Genomic DNA, 17,937 nt, shown 5'->3' with positions numbered 1-17,937 from the left:
ACAGGCTACAAACTTTAATTACAAACATTTCGGCACGTAAATCAATGAGGAATAGGTGATTGTGCCCCTTAAAGCCAGTTACTCTTAGTACTGGACCCGCAACTTACGCATGTTTGGAATCGCATCCTAAATTTTCTTTTTTTGGAGATATAGATACTTTAAAATTTCTCAAGTATAAATGTTGATAATATTCTCTTTAAAGGGTAAAACTTATTCATCTTAACCTACTAAAGCACAAGGTCTCACAATGGCAATTGATACAATTTTGACAGGAGCTGCCAGCATCGCTGGCAAAGCATTAATAAACAGCACAGTAAAAGTATCATTAGATAATTTAGTTAGTAAAATAAAAAGCCTCAAATGGAGGCACGGTAGTGATGCAGGCAGAAAGATCTATGATGAGATAACTGGAAAAGATTTATATTACCTTAAATATATCGAGGTTTGTATAGAAAAGAATCTTTCGTCATATACGTTGTTAGATCCGGAAAATAAAACAAGTATCAGCACGACTTACTATCCTATCAAAATAAAAAAGAAGACAAAAAACGAAAAGAAAGAGGAGGAAATACTCACCATAAACGATAGCTTTTATATTTCTGATGAAAAAATAACAAATGTATCAGGAACTGCAGGTCAAGGTAAAAGCACAATCCTAAGGAAAATACTTATAAACCAAATAGAACATGGTGATAAGCTACCATTCTTTATAAACTTAAGCGCAATGAAAAGCGACTCAATCTTTACTGAAATCTTAACATTTGTTGAGCAAGTAGGAGTAGACTGCAATCTTGAATCTTTAAATTCATTGTTCACATCTGGTAGAGTTGTAATTTTTCTTGATGGTTTTGATGAAGTACAAACAGCGAAACGCGAAGATATATTAAAAGAAATAATAAATATCAATGAAAATTTAAAGACTCAAATCATAACGTCATCACGGCCAGACACTATAATATGCGACACATCAGGAATAAAGCAGCTCCAAATAGAAAACTTGAATGTAAATGATGTTATCGGAATGATAAAGAGAGCAGGTACACAAATTGACGTTAGCACTGCTGAAAACGCCTTAAATTCAAATCCTAAATTCTCATCTTCACTAAAGACACCTATCTTAGTCATATTATTCATAAAATGCTTCCCATTCATGAAGGTAATACCGAATGACACTATAGAATTTTATAAAAGCATCTTTGATGTAATGTATGAGACTCATGATAAAATAAAACGCTTTTCAGGAAGGGATAAAATTGTAAAAAGTGCTTCGAGATCATTTAGTTATGACATGTTCTGCGCATTGTGTTTTGTGACTTTATTTGATGAAATGACCTCCATGACTGAAAAAGAAATTCAAAAAAAAGCATTTGAAGCGATGGAACTAATCAATCCAGAAACTGAAAATACTGCAAATTACAGAGACCTTTCAAGAGATTTAATAACTGACATAAAAAATATTACATCTCTTTTAATAAAAGACTCAGATCAGTTTTACACATTCCCTCATAAATCAATACAAGAGTATCATGCTGCCGAATTCATTAAAACACAACCTCTTAGTGATGGGGCAAAAGAAAAATACTGTGCAATAATCAGCGAAAGGATAACAACTACAGAACACATGCTTGATTTCATTTATTTCTTAGGAAGAATAGATAAAATAGACTCCATAAATTACATACTTGAGCCTTATCTAACAAAGTTGGGAGTTAAAATCGATGAGAGTACGGTTTCAATAGATGATAGAAATCTAACAAATCTTATAAAAAAGGAATTAAGCGAATCATTCATAGTATTTATTCCTCGAGGTACAAAAAGCATTAAATATAAAGATGAATTTATAACAAATTCACCGGGTCATAATAAAAAAAAGGGTGGGATGATAATTGGCCCAACAAATGAAATACTTAATATATTAAACTCATTCGCTACCGAATTAAGAAATAATTATGCAGATGATGTAATGCATGTTTTAAGCACTAACGAAGATACTATTCTTAAGTTAATGAATTCCAAAGAGCAACAAAAGATCCCTCTTAACGCTCATATAGAAACATTAAATGACGCGACAAAAAAACAAATAATGAATTGTTATAGAAATAAACTTACTGATTTCCATACATCGTTTTATATAAAAAATAAAAAAACCCCTATTAAAAGCAAACCATCTTTCTTAGAGAGATATAAATCATATTGATGCACTATGGCGAGGCCTATTAATCTCGCCATAACCCCTTGACATCATATAAGAGCGGAAATAATATAACACACCTTATTAATAAATGACTCTCAACCACTCATGTAACATGGTAATTATAATAAAAAATTTCAAAATGGATATATTAGGATCTTTCAAGCCGCTTATGTTGAAAGGAGTGATTTTGATATTGGTCGGTAATTTTTTAGACGATCTCTGACGTAATTTATAAACTATTACTAATTAATTGAAACAAGATAAAGTACTTAATTTCTGGTTCTCGTTTATGGCCGCAATAAGACGTAGAAGATGGCCGATATGCAAATTCGCGTTGTTTTGCATGATCCATGAGCCTAACTTCAATTTACCAAGCGGTGAAACCGGGCAAATGCCGTGTAAAATATAGTCGTCCAAAAAACAAACTAGCAAATTCAATTTTTAGCGATTTAAAGTGGATAGTGTTCACCTAGGGTGAAGAGTGGTGAATAGAACCCATGCAAGTAATCACCGGCTAACACCATGATAATAATCAATAAAAATTAAAGGTGAACAGGGTGAACACTTTTCAGTTAAATCTTTTTTTCTGAGTAGATATTAAAATTTTAGGGGCGGTAGTGCCGGTAAGGGTCTACGGCACGGAACCGAACTGAAAGAACAAATTTATAAAAAAAAAGAAATGGGTTATTTTTAATCAAGTCCATAACTGTCTGTTTTTAAACACATAGCCATGTATTCACTCGGGGGCACAAAAAGGAGCACTCTTGGGTTTAACTTATAAAAAACTCAATTAAAACATTCTGTTGCATTATTGTTTGAGTCCGGCCTTCGCACCATGAATACGTATGAAAAAATCTGTCACCTTATAGGTGGCTTTTTTGCCTGTAAATCTTGTTCCCACAAGGTTTTACCCCGCTTTTCAGTCAACCTAAGTCAACCTGATTCAATCTACATCAACTTACTGATGTAGGTACATCTGGGTGTATATCCCGTTTCGACAATGTTTGTACCCACACCGAACCCTTGAAAGGATACTCATCACAGTTCTGAGTAATGTGAAGGTTCGTACTGCTAAGCCTGAAGCAAAAGCCTGTAAGCTGTCAGATGATGACGGTATAGTTTTGACCCGCCCCCAGGATCCCATAAGGGGAACGGATCAATATGTAGACATCACTAACATCGGGGCGTACTAATCAACAAAGAGCAGGTCAATTGCGTCACGGCTTTTGCTATTTTTACTTTTTCATTTGTTCCTCAGACCATCCACCGCGCTAAGCGAAAGTGCCAAAACCGATTTCAGGCTTGTCTCAATTCTGTCGATGATGGCTTCTCTTGGACCACTTCTCCAGCCTGCACTTGCGTAGAAATCTTCAAGAACGCTTTTCATCTGTTCTTCGCTCTCAAAAGCACGTATGAGGTAGTAGCTGTCAGCATCGTGCAGAGAGTTTCCATACGCAACGACATCAATGCCGTTCTTTGCATGTAGGGGAACACTGACTTCAAGCATGACCTGATGAAACTCTTCACCAGAACCTTTTTTCAAGGTGTATTGCAGTATTTCGACGATCCTATTCTTCATACCTTCTCCATCCATGACCATGAGAAACTGTTTCAATGACGCTAACTCATTCGGCTGGTTAAAGAAAGTAGGGCTGTTAGTTATGGTGCGGGGGAGCAGAAGTGACGTTTTTTGTAAGAGGGGACAATAATTAATAAGCCATTTCTATCTAATATTAATTTAGCCTGCCCGCCCGCGGGTATCGCCCGCTTCCAGGCGGGTAACCATCGTTTCTACGCCAATCACCGCGTCATCCACCATCAGGCCGAGGGCGATAATTACCAATGGGGCTTTATGGCTACCGTCGTCTAAAATTACATCTCCCACTAAAAGGAGGAGAGTAGATGAGCACTAAATTCAAAATCACTTATGAACATAAAAGCGGTGATGAAACTCATTCAGAAGAAGTTTTCTTACATAGTGAGGGTGAACCTTCACAGAGCGAAGTGCATGAAGCCGTGTTGCAGGATACCGCCCGGTTTAATCGTCCGGGCGCGGGAGTAGCAGGGGTTGCTGATTTCACCGTGATTTCAGTAGTGCCCGATCCCTGAAAGAAGGGGCTGAGGCCCCTTCAATTAACACCCATGCCCCGTCATACCAGCTACACCCCCTTCAGCCTGGCTGCATATTCTGGTAACCAACAGATTGCCGCCCCATTCAGACAAAGGCATCCAGCCCGATGCAGAATGGAAATGACGCTTGTTCCGTTAAGCGCAGCGTCTGCCCCGTGCCAATCCTCTGACATTCATGCGTGAAGAGACCAGTCATCCTCAGCCGCCGTCCATCAAACAACGCGTCAGAAATAAAATTTCTGCCCCGGCTATCACCGCCTGGGCTTATGCCGCCGCACAGAGTTATTGCGGCAAGGACGTTTAAGGCGCAGCCGCACTCCGGGATGCTCTTCGGTCAATGCTGGCTTTTTTACCGGCGCAACCTTCCTTCAGGGGGAATTATCATGCCGGAGTTCTGTTGCTGAAAAGAGCAGATTGCGGGCAGGGGCAGTTACTGGTTAGCCCCTCCAGCAGCTAATCCAACGCTGTCGTGCGCCCAGCGTTTGCACAGAAAAAAATTGTGGTTGCAGTTTTATTAACTTTTGCCTGGGTATTATCGCCGCAATTTGAGTTAACTCAGTAACAAGGATCGCCTCATGCAACAGAACCAGCCAGTCCAGCTTTCACGCCGGAACATCCTGAAACAAACTCTGGCAGTTTCCGCCTTATCGGTCACTGGCCTGACAGCCTTATCGCTACCAACCATCTCTTTCGCCGCCTCACTGAGTCAGCAGGAGCGTGATGCTATGACCCCGGATGCAGTGATTGAGCATTTTAAACAGGGCAACCTACGTTTCCGGGAAAATCGTCCGGCAAAACATGATTACCTTGCGCAGAAACGTTCAAGCACCGCCAGCCAATATCCTGCGGCAGTGATCCTCAGTTGCATTGACTCACGCGCGCCGGCGGAAATTGTGCTGGATGCGGGTATTGGTGAAACCTTTAACTCCCGTGTAGCGGGCAATATCAGCAATCGCGATATCCTGGGCAGCATGGAGTTCGCCTGCGCTCTTGCTGGCGCGAAATTGGTGCTGGTGATGGGACATACCCGCTGTGGGGCAGTGCGTGGTGCTATTGATAATGCTGAACTGGGCAATCTCACAGGGCTGCTGGATGAGATTAAACCGGCGATCGATAAAACAGAATACAGCGGAGAACGTAAAGGAAGCAATTACGACTTTGTTGATGCGGTAGCGCGTAAAAATGTCGAGTTAACCATCGAGAATATCCGTAAAAACAGCCCGGTGCTAAAAAATCTGGAAGATCAGAAAAAAATCAAAATCGTTGGCAGCATGTATCATCTTGCTGGTGGCAGGGTCGAGTTCTTCACGGTATAGCTGCCCCCCTGTTTTTAAATAACCGGACCAGTGGTCAGGGGCCATTTGGAAAACGAAAAATTCTGATGCGGCCATGCCAGACCGCTCTCTGTTAGTACAGCAAAGGTTTTACTTCCCAGGGCAGTGGCGGCCTGCTGCTGGCCCGGACCGGCATATGCCACTGCATAACTTTGAGTTGTTCTTATTACTTTTTCCGGGCAGATTGCCTGCCCGGATTACTTTATTAACCAGACACATTCATAAGGGCGTAAGCTCCCCGTGTCCAGCTGTTGGGCTGGATGATGATAATTTGCACATACCAGCTTCCACTCCTTCTCAAGGGGAACAAGCCTGTCGGGAAGTGAAATAGGGTCGGGACTAAGATTGGCGATCACCAACAATGTATTATCACTGTTGCGTCTCTGGTAGCACCAACACACTTCTGATGCTGGATCGAGATCAACATAATTGCCCGAGGTCAGGATCGGCATGCTTTTACGGAGCGCGATAAGGTGCCGATAAGTGTACAGCACCGAATCAGTATTCTCTCTTTCCTGCACCACGTTGATGTCACGATAATTATCAGCAATATCGATCCAGCTTTGGCCGTTGGTGAAGCCAGCATTTTCTCCGCTATCCCACTGTACCGGCGTCCTGGCGTTGTCGCGTGACCTGGCCGCCAGCACCGCCATAACCGCATCCTCTTGATGATGGATGCGCAAAATCTTATACATATTCAGGCTTTCGACGTCACGATATTGATCAATATAACTAAAGTGAGCATTGGTCATGCCGATCTCCTCGCCCTGATAGATATACGGGGTGCCCTGCATGCCATGTAATACCATTGCCAGCATTTTGGCCGAAACCGTGCGCAAAGAGCCATCATCACCCAGGCGCGACACAATGCGGGGCTGATCGTGGTTACACCAAAACAGCGCATTCCATGCCCGTCCGTGCATGCCGCATTGCCACTCAGAAAATATTCGTTTCAGCGCCACTCTGTCCGGCGAAGCCAGCGTCCATTTTTCCCCGCCAGGATAATCAATTTTCAGATGATGAAAGTTGAAGGTCATCGACAACTCTTTACCATCTACACGGGCATAGCGCTGGCAGTGTTCAAGCTGCGTGGAAGACATTTCACCCACCGTCATCAACCCACGGGGCTGGAACACATCCTGACTCATCTCCTGCAGAAAATCGTGGATTGAGGGGCCGTCAGTGTAAAAACGGCGTCCGTCACCTTCATAGTCATCCGGCAGATCGGGATGTTTTGAAACCAGGTTGATGACATCAAGACGTAACCCGTCCACGCCTTTGTCCGCCCAGAAATGACAAATATCTTTCAGCGCATTGCGCACATCCGGATTTTCCCAGTTTAAATCTGCCTGATGCGCAGAAAAGGAGTGCAGGTAGAATTGCTGGCTCTCTTCATGCCAACTCCAGACACTGCCGCCAAATTTAGAATGCCAGTTATTCGGCAGCCTTCCTTCTTTGCCATCACGCCAGATATAAAAATCTCGCCACGGACTGTTGCGGTCGCCCGCAGCAGCTTTAAACCAGGGATGTTCCGTGGAGGTATGATTAAACACCATATCCATGATCACCCTGATTTGACGCTCGTGCGCAGCGGCGACCAGCGCGTCAAAATCTTCCATGGTGCCAAACAGAGGATCAATGGCGTAATAATCAGCGACGTCATATCCGTTATCTACCTGCGGCGAGGAATAGACCGGCGTTAGCCAGATCGCACTCACACCCAGCCATTGCAGATAATCCAGACGTTGTGTAATCCCCCGAATATCGCCAATACCGTTGCCGCTGCTGTCCTGAAAACTACGCGGGTATATCTGGTAGATAACCCCGCTCTGCCACCAGTGCGCTTCGTCTTTCATGTTGTGATTTCCTTTCACTCAAACCACCAACAGCTTGCCGGCAGCGTACTTGCGTTTATAGATTGCCATGGTGAGCATAAGCGGAATCGCAATGGCAACAACCATGGCAATGCCAAACACTGACCAGTACTGGGTTTTTACCGACAGGATAGCAGGCAGCCCGCCGACGCCAATCCCATTTGCCATTACGCCTGAGAGGCCGCAAATAAGCCCCGCACAGGCTGATCCAACCATGCCGCACAGCATCGGGAAGCGATATTTCATATTGATGCCGTACATGGCAGGTTCTGTAACGCCCAGATAGGCTGAGATGGCTGCCGGTACCGAAATTTCACGTTCATTCACCTTCTTGCTCATGAAAATGACGCCAAGCACTGCCGATCCCTGCGCCATGTTTGACAGCGCGATGATGGGCCAGACAGGCGTCCCACCAAGATTCTGAATCAACTGCAAATCCACCGCCAGCGTGGTCTGATGTACGCCGGTAATAACCAGTGGCGCATACAAAAAACCAAACAGTGCGGAGCCAACCGGCGCAAAAGGCCCGGTCATCAGGTGGCTGACGCCCCAGGCAATACCGTTACCAATAATTCGGCCGAAAGGCCCGATGATGGTGTGCGCCAGGAAAACGGCGAGCAGCAGCGAGACGACGGGCACCACTACTAACGTCAGGTAGTCTGGCACGATGCGTTTCAGTTTCAGCTCAATCCATGCCAGGGTCAGACCCGCCAGAATGGAGGGGATCACCTGGGACTGATAACCAACTTTGTCTATGGAGAACCAGCCAAAATTCCAGACATCAGGGATCTGCTGGCCCAGTAGATAAGCATTCATCAGCTGAGGTGATACCAGCGTGATACCCAGCACAATCCCCAGAATGGGGGTTCCTCCCATTTTTTTTACCACCGACCAGCATATTCCCACCGGAATGTAAAAGAAGATCGCCTCACCGATTAACCACAGAAAATCGTAGATGCTTTTCCATACCACGGACGCTTCAGTCAGAGGCGCATCGTTATACAGTGGTAAGTCACCAATTAAATTACGAAAACCTAAAATCAATCCTCCGCTGATAAGTGCTGGCAGTAACGGGAAAAAGATTTCAGCAAAATGAGATATCAGACTTTCGTGCCATTTCATGTTTTGCCGGGCGACACGCTTTGCACTCTCTTTATCCGTACCGGAAAGCTGCGTCTGGGCCAGTAAAACCTGATACCAGGCATCCACATCCGTGCCGATCACCACCTGAAATTGCCCGGCGTTAGTAAAACAGCCTTTCACCATCGGCAGCGTTTCAATATCCTTGGGTTTGGCTTTTGATGGATCGTTAAGCACAAAACGTAATCTTGTAATACAGTGAGTTACAGTGGCTATGTTGCTTTTCCCGCCAACCATTTCAATCAGTTTATCAACATCCCGAGCGTTACTTTTTATCGCCATTTTCGCCTTCCGAAGGTGTTGGATGAGTCTTTTTGAACATTGTTTTTTGTGGAGTGAAATTTTGTATTTCAGGACGAGTGAGAACATAGCTGCTTAAAAAAACAACTGATAGTAGGAACGTTCCAATTATTGAAATCGATCACAAATATCTTTAAAAAAGCTTAAGGAATATGCCAGAAACAGGTCTGAGCGTTGATGGTAGAATGCTCGCTACAGCACTTTGAACGGACGATATGCAATGAATGAGAAAAAGTTGACTCTGAATGATATTGCCAGGCTGAGCGGCGTTGGAAAATCCACCGTATCACTGGTCATTAATAACAGTGACAAGGTCAAAGCCTCAACACGTAAGCACGTTGAGGCCATTATCAGTAAGCATGGCTATACCCCATCGAAAGCAGCCCAGGCACTGCGCTCTCAGCGTGAAAAAATCATTGGCGTTATTGTCACTCGTCTTGACTCGGCCTCGGAAAACCAGGTTGTCAGAGCGATTCTTCCTGATATTTATGCACAAAAATATGACGCTATTTTGATGGAGAGTTTGCTGGATGCGAAATTGCTTGAAGACCATTTGCATGTGCTCGAACAACGGAATGTTGAAGGCGTCATTCTTTTTGGTTTTTCAGAAATGAACAAGAAAATCCTGAAAAAATGGAAGGATAAAATGGTGGTTATCGCTTCCCCCATTCCGGGTTTCACTTCTGTCACTTACGATAATGCAGGTGCCGTCAGAGTGCTGATGGAAAAAATAAAAAATCAGGGACATCAAAATGTTAGTTACATAGGCGTAACTGATAACGATCACACCACTGGCAGCCTACGTTATCAAAGCTACCTGAAATGCTGCCAGGAGTACGGTTATGAACCCGTAGCTGCGCTTGGTGATCTCAGCTATCAAAGTGGTTATGAGCTTGCAAAAAAAAGCCTTACGGCAACAACCAGCGCATTAATTTGTGCCACAGATACTATTGCCCTGGGAGCAATAAAATATATCAGAGAGCAGTCCTGGAATATAAAAGTAGCCAGCATTGGCTCTACGCCGCTCATGACTTTTCTTGAGCCTGACATCATGTCTGTTGAGCTGGGTTATCAGAGTGCAGGTTTGAAATCTTCACAGCTACTGTTCGCCATGTTAAGAGGAGAAAGCGCTCCACAGCGTGCTGTTATCCCTTTTCGGCTGTCCTGAAAAAATCAGTGGCCCGAGGTCAGATCATACAGGAACGCCAATAGCTTGCATCGCCGCTTTTACTCTGAGGATTATCTGGTGCGTGGTGCTGAATTCACGAGCAGTTACGCTGATACTGTTTCCCTCATTAACAACTAAAACCGTCTTCTTTTATTCATCACACAGAACTGGCGGGCGGCTAAAACGCTTTCCGGATGCTTTTGCCCGTGCAATAGCGGCACGCGTGCGCTCAATTAACAGATAACGCTGAAACTCTGTTACTGGAAAGATAGCCTGTAACGTCATTCTTCTTCCAACTTACAGCCCTGCAATCTCCCTGCTCAGCGCAACGGGAGTGCGTTTGCGATGCACTTTCGGTGAATTTTCTGGATATCTCCGGCGACATGGCTTTCTGCACGGGCAGCAGTTTATGCTCTTATCCTCCAACGCCAGCTGAAGGTATCACAATGGTCATAACAGGCCGTATGCCCGGACAGCTGTTTAAACGCTGGCCGCGCATGGTGCTGACTGAAGAGATGTTCTGGACAGACACCGCCTTGTCATCTCACAGCCGCCTGGCATCGCCATTGCTGACCCTGAGCCATTCTTAAACTGAATCAAAACCATCATATTTCCGCCAGCGTTCAACCGGTTGAACTGTTTTTACTGTGCTATCCTTTATTTTTCAGCTGGTAATGATCAAAGCGTAAACAACAGAGTGTCCGGACAGGATCAACTGAGCAAGGCTGGAGGTAAGCGGCCTTATATGGCTATAGCGATGGTAAAAATTTAGTGATTTCTTAATGATTTATATAATCGATGGCACTATTGCTTACAACTCAGAGGATTGCTCCCTGAGTCATCTGCCCACCCAGGAATCGCTAAGCCTTAGTATCTCTTCGGGTCGACTTTTCGAGCGCCTGTTGAATTCTGCCGGGGAGATCCTGCCACGGGATACTTTACTGACGGAAGTGTGGGATAAGTATGGACTGCGCGGCTCCAACAGCAATCTCAACCAGTATCTGAGTATCCTGAGAAGGGCGCTGGCCGCTTATGGCTGTGAAAATCTCATTATAACCATTCCTAAAGTTGGCATTCGCCTTAACACCGAGATACCCGTTGAGCGCGAGTCCGGGCAAGCAGAGTTAATAGCGGAAGCGACGCCGGTCATCGCAGCAAATCAGCCAAACGACAGCACTCTCTCCGTCCCCACAGAAAAAAAACGGCTTAAGAGTGGCTGGCCTGGCGTCTGGCTTTTGCTGCCACTGCTTATGGCTCTCCTGAGCCTCAGCGCAGGCTGGTATTATCTGAAGCTGAATGCCAGCGAGGAGGAGATTTCCCCCGTTTCTGCCACGTTGCCGGGTGGTTGCAGTGTGGTGTATTTAGAGGGGCTGAACGTCAGTGAGAGCCAGAAGCTGGATAAACAAATCCTGCAAATGCTCAGTGAAAATCACCAAACCTGTGATTCCAGCCGTCGCCTCTATTTTGATAAGAACACCGCCTTCACCTCGCTAAATTACGGCCGTACCATTCTTTCATCCTGTAAACTCAACAATCGCGGGCAGGTCATTTCCTGCGACAATTTTTATTATCTTGACTGGAGACTGGATTGAAACGGCGCATTAGTATTGCTTTGGCTGTTATACCTGCTGCACTGGTCGTGCTGTTTATTGGCCTGAAATATTTCACGAATCGGGAAGAAGCATTTCCTTTTCGTTGCGCCACATTCACCCGTTACGATCTCAGCCGTACAGAGGGGAAACATCTGGACTTTGCCGTTACTCAGGATCTGCGCTTTCAGACTCGTGATTCCGGTTATCTGTTACTTAACGGGCAAGTGACCAATGGTGAAGAGACAACCCTGCTTAACCGAAGAATTATCCTCACCACCGGTGATAAAGTCGATTATGATACTTATCGCTACCGGATCGCTAAAACCATTACCTCTGCAACCGATACTACGCCCGATGCCACATTTAATATGCTGTTAGCTGAACTGACGCTGGACCCTTCTTATTTGCAACTTGATGTCATTAAAGTTGATGAGAAGGCCTACCTTATCAGCGGCCCGCTCTCCTACTTATTTACCTGCCAGCGTTATTAATTTTCTGCGTATTACATTACCTGCCATGAACTAAAGATCGTTCTTTAGTTCCCTTACTGTTCTCCTGACCTGCAAGGCAGTAGAGCACAGTCAGGCTCTCTCCTGTCACAGGACAATAAAGCTTCCCCAATATTTAATCCCATCAATAAAATAAACGTCAGAGCAAAAAACTAAATATATCCTTTTTATGGATTTAAATTGTGGAAAAAGCGCGGCAGTAGTCTCATAGGCGACATCAGGGAGATGCCCTGAAATCTAAATTCCGGAGATCATGTTATGCGTATCTTGAAAAAATCCGTAATGTTTACCGTGGCTTCTGCACTGATGGCTGCTTCCGTTATTCCCGCAGCGATGGCGGTTGAGGGTGGCGTGAATGTAGGTAAAAACTTCACTGATGTTACTGTGGGTATGGGTCAGGAGAGTGAAGGTCTCTATATTAACGGTAACTGGATTAAAAATACCGGGAATGGCCGCGAAAAAACCGGCGCTGAAGCGGGCTTAAATATGAAAGCAGGTGCGGTGGACGTCAACGTCGGCATCCAGGCTGACTATGTAAAAGGCGCCTCAGGCAGCAGCGAAGGGGTGGTATTCCCGGTCGGCGTTGGCGTTAAAATCCCCGTTATTTCTCAGGTTGGACTCTACGGCAGTATGTATACCGCTCCTCGTCAGCTGAGCAATACAAGCAAAAGCTATCTGGATGCTGATGCTGGCGTAAGCTGGCAGCCTGTTGATCTTGTCACGCTTAAAGCAGGTTATCGTTATATCGGTATGGATGGAAAAGGTACGCGTGAGAATCAGCGTCTGATTGAAGGCCCTTATATTGGCGGCCAGGTGAACTTCTGATTTATCTCTGTATGGCTGCCGCGAGAAGGGATTATCCGGCAGCCGCCCATGAAAATCGCATAAAAAAAAGCCGCTGATTAGCGGCGAACGGAAAATAAGTCCGAAAAACAGCATTTCTGATTATTCAACATTATTGATTTTTTGTATCGCTGTTTCTACGAATTAATAATTTGTCATTCTTAGTGGTAACTTATTAAAACATCATAATTATCTTAATTTTTAAATTTTTTGAATTTAACAGATGACTTGATGTGAGAGTTATGATTGAGAAAAAACGATCTGAATTAAACTTTTATGCATTATTAGCGCTGGCTGTTACATTTTTTGGTAACAATGTGGTTTATTATTTTGATAAGTTGCAATGGTTTCTGGCTTCATCGGTTAAAAAGAAGATCACCAGCGTGATCTTCTTCAGAGCATAACGAGGCTGAACCGGTTTTTACCGGCGCGGGCGACGAAAGGGAAAAATATTGCTGTTACTTGCTCAGCTCAGCCAGGTTATCTTTGGCTATTTGCAGTTCCGACTTCGCTTCCTCAAGTTTAAATCTCTTCTCCGCCAACTTCCGCTGGTACTTTGCCATTTTCTGTTCATTTCCGTTATTCACGGCGTGATTATAATCTCTTTGCGCTTCCAGAATATCTTCCTGAATTTCATCTATTTTTCGCTGTTTATCCGCTATCTCCTCAGAGGCACGTATACGCTGATCGCCATCATTGCAATACGTTTTCACTTTATCCCTGGCAAGCTCCAGCCCGGAAATCTGATAGGAATTTCCTGCTGACCTGGCCGCAGCCAGTTTTGAAGATATTGCAGCAAGTTGCTCAGCACAGGATTGCGTACCGGCAAAGGCCATCATTGAGCATGAAGAGAATAATAAAGCGGCGACTGTTCTGTACATTTTATTTCCTTTTAAAATGAATGCGCCAGCAGGCGCAAACGTGCAGAAGATGGTAAAAATCCCATTTTCCCCGGTCTTATGCCGGGGCTTTTCATGAACAGGGTTGGAAGCTTTTCAGCGTATCCCTGAAGTGCTGAATATCCTCCTCAGTGAGCAGAGAGGTTTTAGAGAGCGAGAAAATCAGCAAATTTTCCATATCCAGAGTAAAAATCGCCTGTTTTTGATAAAGGCGAACATTATCAGGACGCATAAAATCATAAGTTATCATTACGCCGGAGGCATAATTCTCTCCCAGCATGGCGGCTTCGTTTGGCCCCTGTTGCCAGTTTTTCATCTGCTTTTGCAGCAGGGCGATCTGACTGGCAATATACTCTTCCACATTGTTATGGTTGCCTAACGTATCACGGGAAATAGTGATCGGTGGCAGAACCGAGCGCGTATCAACCAGCGTGTTTAACGTGCGTTCGCAATAGCCCTCCGGCAAAGTAATCTCCCCTTCGCTAAAGCGACAAAGCTGCTTTTCCATGTGTAATCTCCATTTCTTTACTGGGTTCTCCACGGGCGAATAGCTCTTCGGCCGTGACTTCGCTGAGCGTACCGTTATGCAGCATCACGATCTTATCTGCGCTGCGTATGGTTTCAGGACGGTGTGCGATAATAATGCGGGTAATATTCATCCGCTTGATGGCGGTATTAATCTGTGCTTCGTTATAAATATCCAGATGGCTCGTCGCTTCATCCAGCACCAGGATTTGCGGCTCGCGATAGAGTGCGCGGGCCAGCAAAATACGCTGCAACTGGCCGCCGGAAAGGAACGAACCCATATCACCCACCAGGCTTTGATAATTCATCGGCATTTTCATGATATCGCCATGAATTTGCGCCAGTCGCGCTACGCGGGTAATTTTTGCGTGGTCAGGATCGTTATCAAAAAAGCTGATGTTCTCGCTGATAGATCCTGAAAAGAGAATATCGTCCTGCATCACGCAGCCGATGCGGTTGCGATGATGTTGCAGGCCTGTCTGGGTAATATCCATGCCGCCGACCGTGATGCTGCCGCTTTCAGGATGCAACAAACCAAGCATAATTTTGGCTAACGTTGTTTTACCCTGGCCGGAGGGACCAACAATCGCAATGCTTTCGCCCGCCGGAATCTTCAGGCTGACGCCGTTAATGACCCAGGGTTCGGTAGGCGCATAGCGAAAACGAATATCAGTCAGTTCGATATCCTGCGCCGGTTGCGCCTCATCGGTTTTATGAACCAGGGCTGGAGTGGCATCGGCACTCGGTTCGGTTTCAGACAGCACGATATCAGCCAGGCGCTCCCCATGCATTCGCAGCATGCGGAAGTCGATGATCGCATTAATAAGGCCGGCACCGCGGCTCATAAACTGATCGGAAAAACTGATAAATGCCGTGAGCATCCCGGCAGAAAAATTACCGTCAAGCACCTGTAATGCAGCCAGCCACACCAGCACCACCCGCCCGACGGAGGTAAGCAGCCCTTGTGCCGAACCAAACAGAATATTGAGCTTTTGCATCACGATGCCTTTATTGGTGCTATCCACCAAAAAATTCATATAGGCGGCAAGGCGCGGCATCTGCTTATTGTTAGTTTTAACGGCCTGAATACCACGCAGCGTTTCCAGCAGCGATGACTGGGTTCGCGCCGAGCTGATAATCTGCTCTTCATTAGCGCGACGCACCGGGTCATAAGCCATAAAGCGCAGCAGGGCATAAGCCATGAACAGGGCGATCACCAGCCAGGCAAGTTTTGCATTATAGATAAACAGCATCGCCACGGTGACCATCGACATTACCCCATCCAGCACCGTACTGATAAACCGGGTTGTGAGGGTGTTCTGTATCGTATTCAGCGAGCCGTAACGCGAGAGAATATCCCCAACGTGGCGCGACTCAAACCACTCAAGCGGGAGCTTCAACATATGATGACAAACGTTGGTCGTCCACTGCACGCTGAGCTGGCTGGAGAACCAGCTCATCACCCAGGATCGCAACGCGGTAATCAGCGTCTGAAACAGTGCAATCATGATAAAGCCGACGCCGAGCAGGGTGAGCAGCGAATAGTCGGCGGAGACCAGCACCATATCCATCACCCACTGCATAAAGAAGGGGGTGAGCACGCCGAACAGTTCCAGCGCTACCGACAAAATCAGTACCTGGACAAACGCGGACTTTACGCCCGTGACGCTTCCCACCAGTTTTCGCATCGAAATGCGCGCTTTCTCTTCTTTTGCTTCAAAGGTGGAAGAGGGGATCAGCTCCAGCGCGACGCCGGTAAAGGCAGCAGAGGCTTCCTTAAGCGTCAGAACCCGGATGCCACGTGCGGGATCGTGCAGAGTAATCTTGTTGCCGCGTACCCGTTTCAACACTACAAAGTGGTTAAGATCCCAGTGAAGAATGCAGGGCGTGCGTAGCTTAGACAGCTCTTCGAGATCAATTCGCAGCGCGCGTGAACTCATATTAAGCTGCTGCGCCATAGCAATGACGTCCGCAAGCGTGGCGCCTTTAAGCGAGGTGGCAAATTGCCGGCGCAGGGTGATCATATCGATCTCATGCCCGTAATAGTTGGCAATCATACCCAGGCAGGCCAGCCCACACTCAGCCGCCTGGGACTGACGAATCAACGGCAGGCGGTTAAACCATTTAAAATTGAGTTTCTCTTTTAACAACACAGCAAAGACCTTTTAATCAGAGAGAAATTTTGTGTCCCAGCGCGAATAACGGCTCCAGCACCCACTCATAGAGATGGCGCTTGTCGACGATAAAGTCGGCATCCAGCGCCATACCCGGTTTGAGCGGCTCGTTTTGCCTGTAAGCTTTGATAGTTTGTTTATCCAGCGCCACCAATACCCGGTACTGCTGCTCCTGGACGTTGTTTTTGCCGGTTAAGTTCGTCACTTCCTGTGGCGTAAGCGCGGTGCGAGAGACCTCGATAACTTTGCCATATTGCTGACCAAATTTTTGATAGGGGAAGGCTTTGTACCGCAGCACAACGCGTTGTCCCGCCTGAATAAAGCCAATAGATTGCGTGTTCACCATAATGCGGGCCACCAGCTCACTGTCGCTGGGCAAAATTGCAATCGCGGACTGACCGGCATTCAGCATCTGACCATTTTTGACCATAATCATGCCGACATAGCCGCTTTTTGGCGCACGCAGTTCGAAAGAGCGACGGGCCTCATTTTCAACCAGCGCCTGGCGGTTATCCGCCAGCTGACGTTCGATATCGTTACGCTTTTTCTCATCATCCAGCGGTTTTTCATGCAGCTGCTGCCGTGCCTGTACGATTTTCTGAGTGATATCCAGCAGCTGACGCTGATACTCCTGATAGCGTGCCTGGCTATCGAGCAGATTGGATTCCTGCTCTTCCAGTTGACGATTAGAGGCATAACCCTGGCTTTGCATCGATGTCAGCTTGTCGAGTTGCAGCCGCGCAAGGGCAACCTGCTTTTTACGGTGGGCCAGTTGCAGCTTTAACTGCTCCTGCTGCAATTTCAGGCTCTCTATCGTGGCGTTAAGTCCCTGCATCTCCACTTCGTGCAACTTACCGAGAGTAAGAAGATCCTGTTGCAGGCGTTCACGCTGCGCGGCCAGGTTTTCGGCAATGACCTGACGTGTTTGCCCCAGCTGCGTCGAGACTTCTGACGACAGCACCATAAGCACATCACCTTTTTCAACGTGCTGACCCTCTTTAACCGGAATATCGATAACGGTCGCGCTGACCGGCGGCGGGATAATCAACATGCCGTTTTTTGGCAGTAGTTCGCCGGTTGAAGATTCATATTTGGTGTAACTGCCAAAAATAAAAAAAAGGGCGGTTGCCGCAGTGATAACGATCACCACGCTGATAACCAGCCAGCGATAGGGCGGGCAATAGAGCGCCACGGTACCCAGACTGCCGCGGTTGGCCGCATCAAGGGCTTCCTGGCGGAAAAGCGACTGTTCCAT

General features: G+C 46.2%; 15 protein-coding genes and 1 pseudogene. 8 read left to right on the top strand and 8 right to left on the bottom strand.

The window, feature by feature from the left end; translation table 11 throughout:
- The first annotated feature begins 247 nt into the window (after positions 1–247).
- Positions 248–2,197: an NACHT domain-containing protein gene (locus AAH450_RS18745; protein WP_342911583.1), complete on the top strand. Its 1,950-nt coding sequence runs from the start codon at positions 248–250 to the stop codon at positions 2,195–2,197.
- A 1,240-nt stretch (positions 2,198–3,437) separates the two neighbouring features.
- Here the strand turns inward: AAH450_RS18745 and AAH450_RS18740 are convergent.
- Positions 3,438–3,773, bottom strand: a complete 336-nt coding sequence (locus AAH450_RS18740) for an NIPSNAP family protein (protein ID WP_342911582.1) — start codon at positions 3,771–3,773, stop codon at positions 3,438–3,440.
- A gap of 323 nt (positions 3,774–4,096) precedes the next feature.
- On the opposite strand from AAH450_RS18740, the gene AAH450_RS18735 reads away from it, so the two are divergent.
- Both AAH450_RS18735 and AAH450_RS18730 read left to right on the top strand, forming a co-directional pair.
- Complete coding sequence (locus AAH450_RS18735) at positions 4,097–4,303, top strand: hypothetical protein (protein WP_318791615.1); 207 nt, start codon at positions 4,097–4,099, stop codon at positions 4,301–4,303.
- Between the two features lie 596 nt (positions 4,304–4,899).
- Entirely contained in the window at positions 4,900–5,640 is a 741-nt protein-coding gene (locus tag AAH450_RS18730) for a carbonic anhydrase (protein ID WP_318791616.1), read from the top strand.
- Between the two features lie 215 nt (positions 5,641–5,855).
- On the opposite strand, the gene treC is transcribed toward AAH450_RS18730, so the two are convergent.
- Positions 5,856–7,514 (bottom strand): alpha,alpha-phosphotrehalase, encoded by a 1,659-nt coding sequence (gene treC / locus AAH450_RS18725; RefSeq protein ID WP_342911581.1) that lies wholly within the window; start codon positions 7,512–7,514, stop codon positions 5,856–5,858.
- 18 nt (positions 7,515–7,532) lie between these two features.
- Positions 7,533–8,954 (bottom strand): PTS trehalose transporter subunit IIBC, encoded by a 1,422-nt coding sequence (gene treB, locus AAH450_RS18720; RefSeq protein WP_342911580.1) that lies wholly within the window; start codon positions 8,952–8,954, stop codon positions 7,533–7,535.
- Positions 8,955–9,192: 238 nt separating this feature from the next.
- Here treB and treR point away from each other — a divergent pair, with 238 nt between their 5' ends.
- Positions 9,193–10,140, top strand: coding sequence for a trehalose operon repressor TreR (treR, locus tag AAH450_RS18715; protein ID WP_342911579.1), 948 nt, complete (start codon positions 9,193–9,195; stop codon positions 10,138–10,140).
- A 24-nt stretch (positions 10,141–10,164) separates the two neighbouring features.
- On the opposite strand, the pseudogene AAH450_RS18710 reads toward treR, so the two are convergent.
- Positions 10,165–10,428, bottom strand: a pseudogene (locus AAH450_RS18710) (recombinase family protein); the annotation flags it as partial.
- Positions 10,429–10,586: 158 nt separating this feature from the next.
- On the opposite strand from AAH450_RS18710, the gene AAH450_RS18705 reads away from it, so the two are divergent.
- The 4 genes from AAH450_RS18705 (at position 10,587) to AAH450_RS18690 (ending at position 13,066) form a co-directional block, all read left to right on the top strand.
- Positions 10,587–10,730: a hypothetical protein gene (locus AAH450_RS18705; RefSeq protein WP_342911578.1), complete on the top strand. Its 144-nt coding sequence runs from the start codon at positions 10,587–10,589 to the stop codon at positions 10,728–10,730.
- Between the two features lie 192 nt (positions 10,731–10,922).
- Positions 10,923–11,732, top strand: a complete 810-nt coding sequence (locus AAH450_RS18700) for a winged helix-turn-helix domain-containing protein (RefSeq protein WP_342911577.1) — start codon at positions 10,923–10,925, stop codon at positions 11,730–11,732.
- A complete protein-coding gene (locus AAH450_RS18695) occupies positions 11,729–12,223 on the top strand; it encodes a FidL-like protein (RefSeq protein WP_342911576.1) in 495 nt (164 codons plus the stop codon). Before AAH450_RS18700 ends, AAH450_RS18695 begins: the two co-directional genes overlap by 4 nt.
- A 276-nt stretch (positions 12,224–12,499) precedes the next feature.
- On the top strand, positions 12,500–13,066 hold the full coding sequence (locus AAH450_RS18690; protein ID WP_342911575.1) for a YfaZ family outer membrane protein: 567 nt from the start codon (positions 12,500–12,502) through the stop codon (positions 13,064–13,066).
- A gap of 476 nt (positions 13,067–13,542) precedes the next feature.
- Here the strand turns inward: AAH450_RS18690 and AAH450_RS18685 are convergent, their stop codons facing one another.
- The 4 genes from AAH450_RS18685 to AAH450_RS18670 form a co-directional block, all read right to left on the bottom strand.
- Complete coding sequence (locus tag AAH450_RS18685; protein WP_342911574.1) at positions 13,543–13,965, bottom strand: DUF1090 domain-containing protein; 423 nt, start codon at positions 13,963–13,965, stop codon at positions 13,543–13,545.
- Between the two features lie 91 nt (positions 13,966–14,056).
- Positions 14,057–14,491 carry a DcrB-related protein gene (locus AAH450_RS18680; protein ID WP_342911573.1) on the bottom strand — a complete coding sequence of 145 codons (435 nt, stop codon included), beginning with the start codon at positions 14,489–14,491 and terminating at the stop codon, positions 14,057–14,059.
- Positions 14,466–16,661: a peptidase domain-containing ABC transporter gene (locus tag AAH450_RS18675; protein WP_342911572.1), complete on the bottom strand. Its 2,196-nt coding sequence runs from the start codon at positions 16,659–16,661 to the stop codon at positions 14,466–14,468. The genes AAH450_RS18680 and AAH450_RS18675 overlap by 26 nt, the downstream gene beginning before the upstream one ends.
- A 16-nt stretch (positions 16,662–16,677) precedes the next feature.
- Positions 16,678–17,937 carry an HlyD family secretion protein gene (locus AAH450_RS18670; RefSeq protein ID WP_342911571.1) on the bottom strand — a complete coding sequence of 420 codons (1,260 nt, stop codon included), beginning with the start codon at positions 17,935–17,937 and terminating at the stop codon, positions 16,678–16,680.

Source organism: Erwinia magellanica, from assembly GCF_039023495.1.
In the GTDB taxonomy this organism is placed as follows: domain Bacteria; phylum Pseudomonadota; class Gammaproteobacteria; order Enterobacterales; family Enterobacteriaceae; genus Erwinia.
This window is presented reverse-complemented; position numbering and strand designations above follow the sequence as displayed.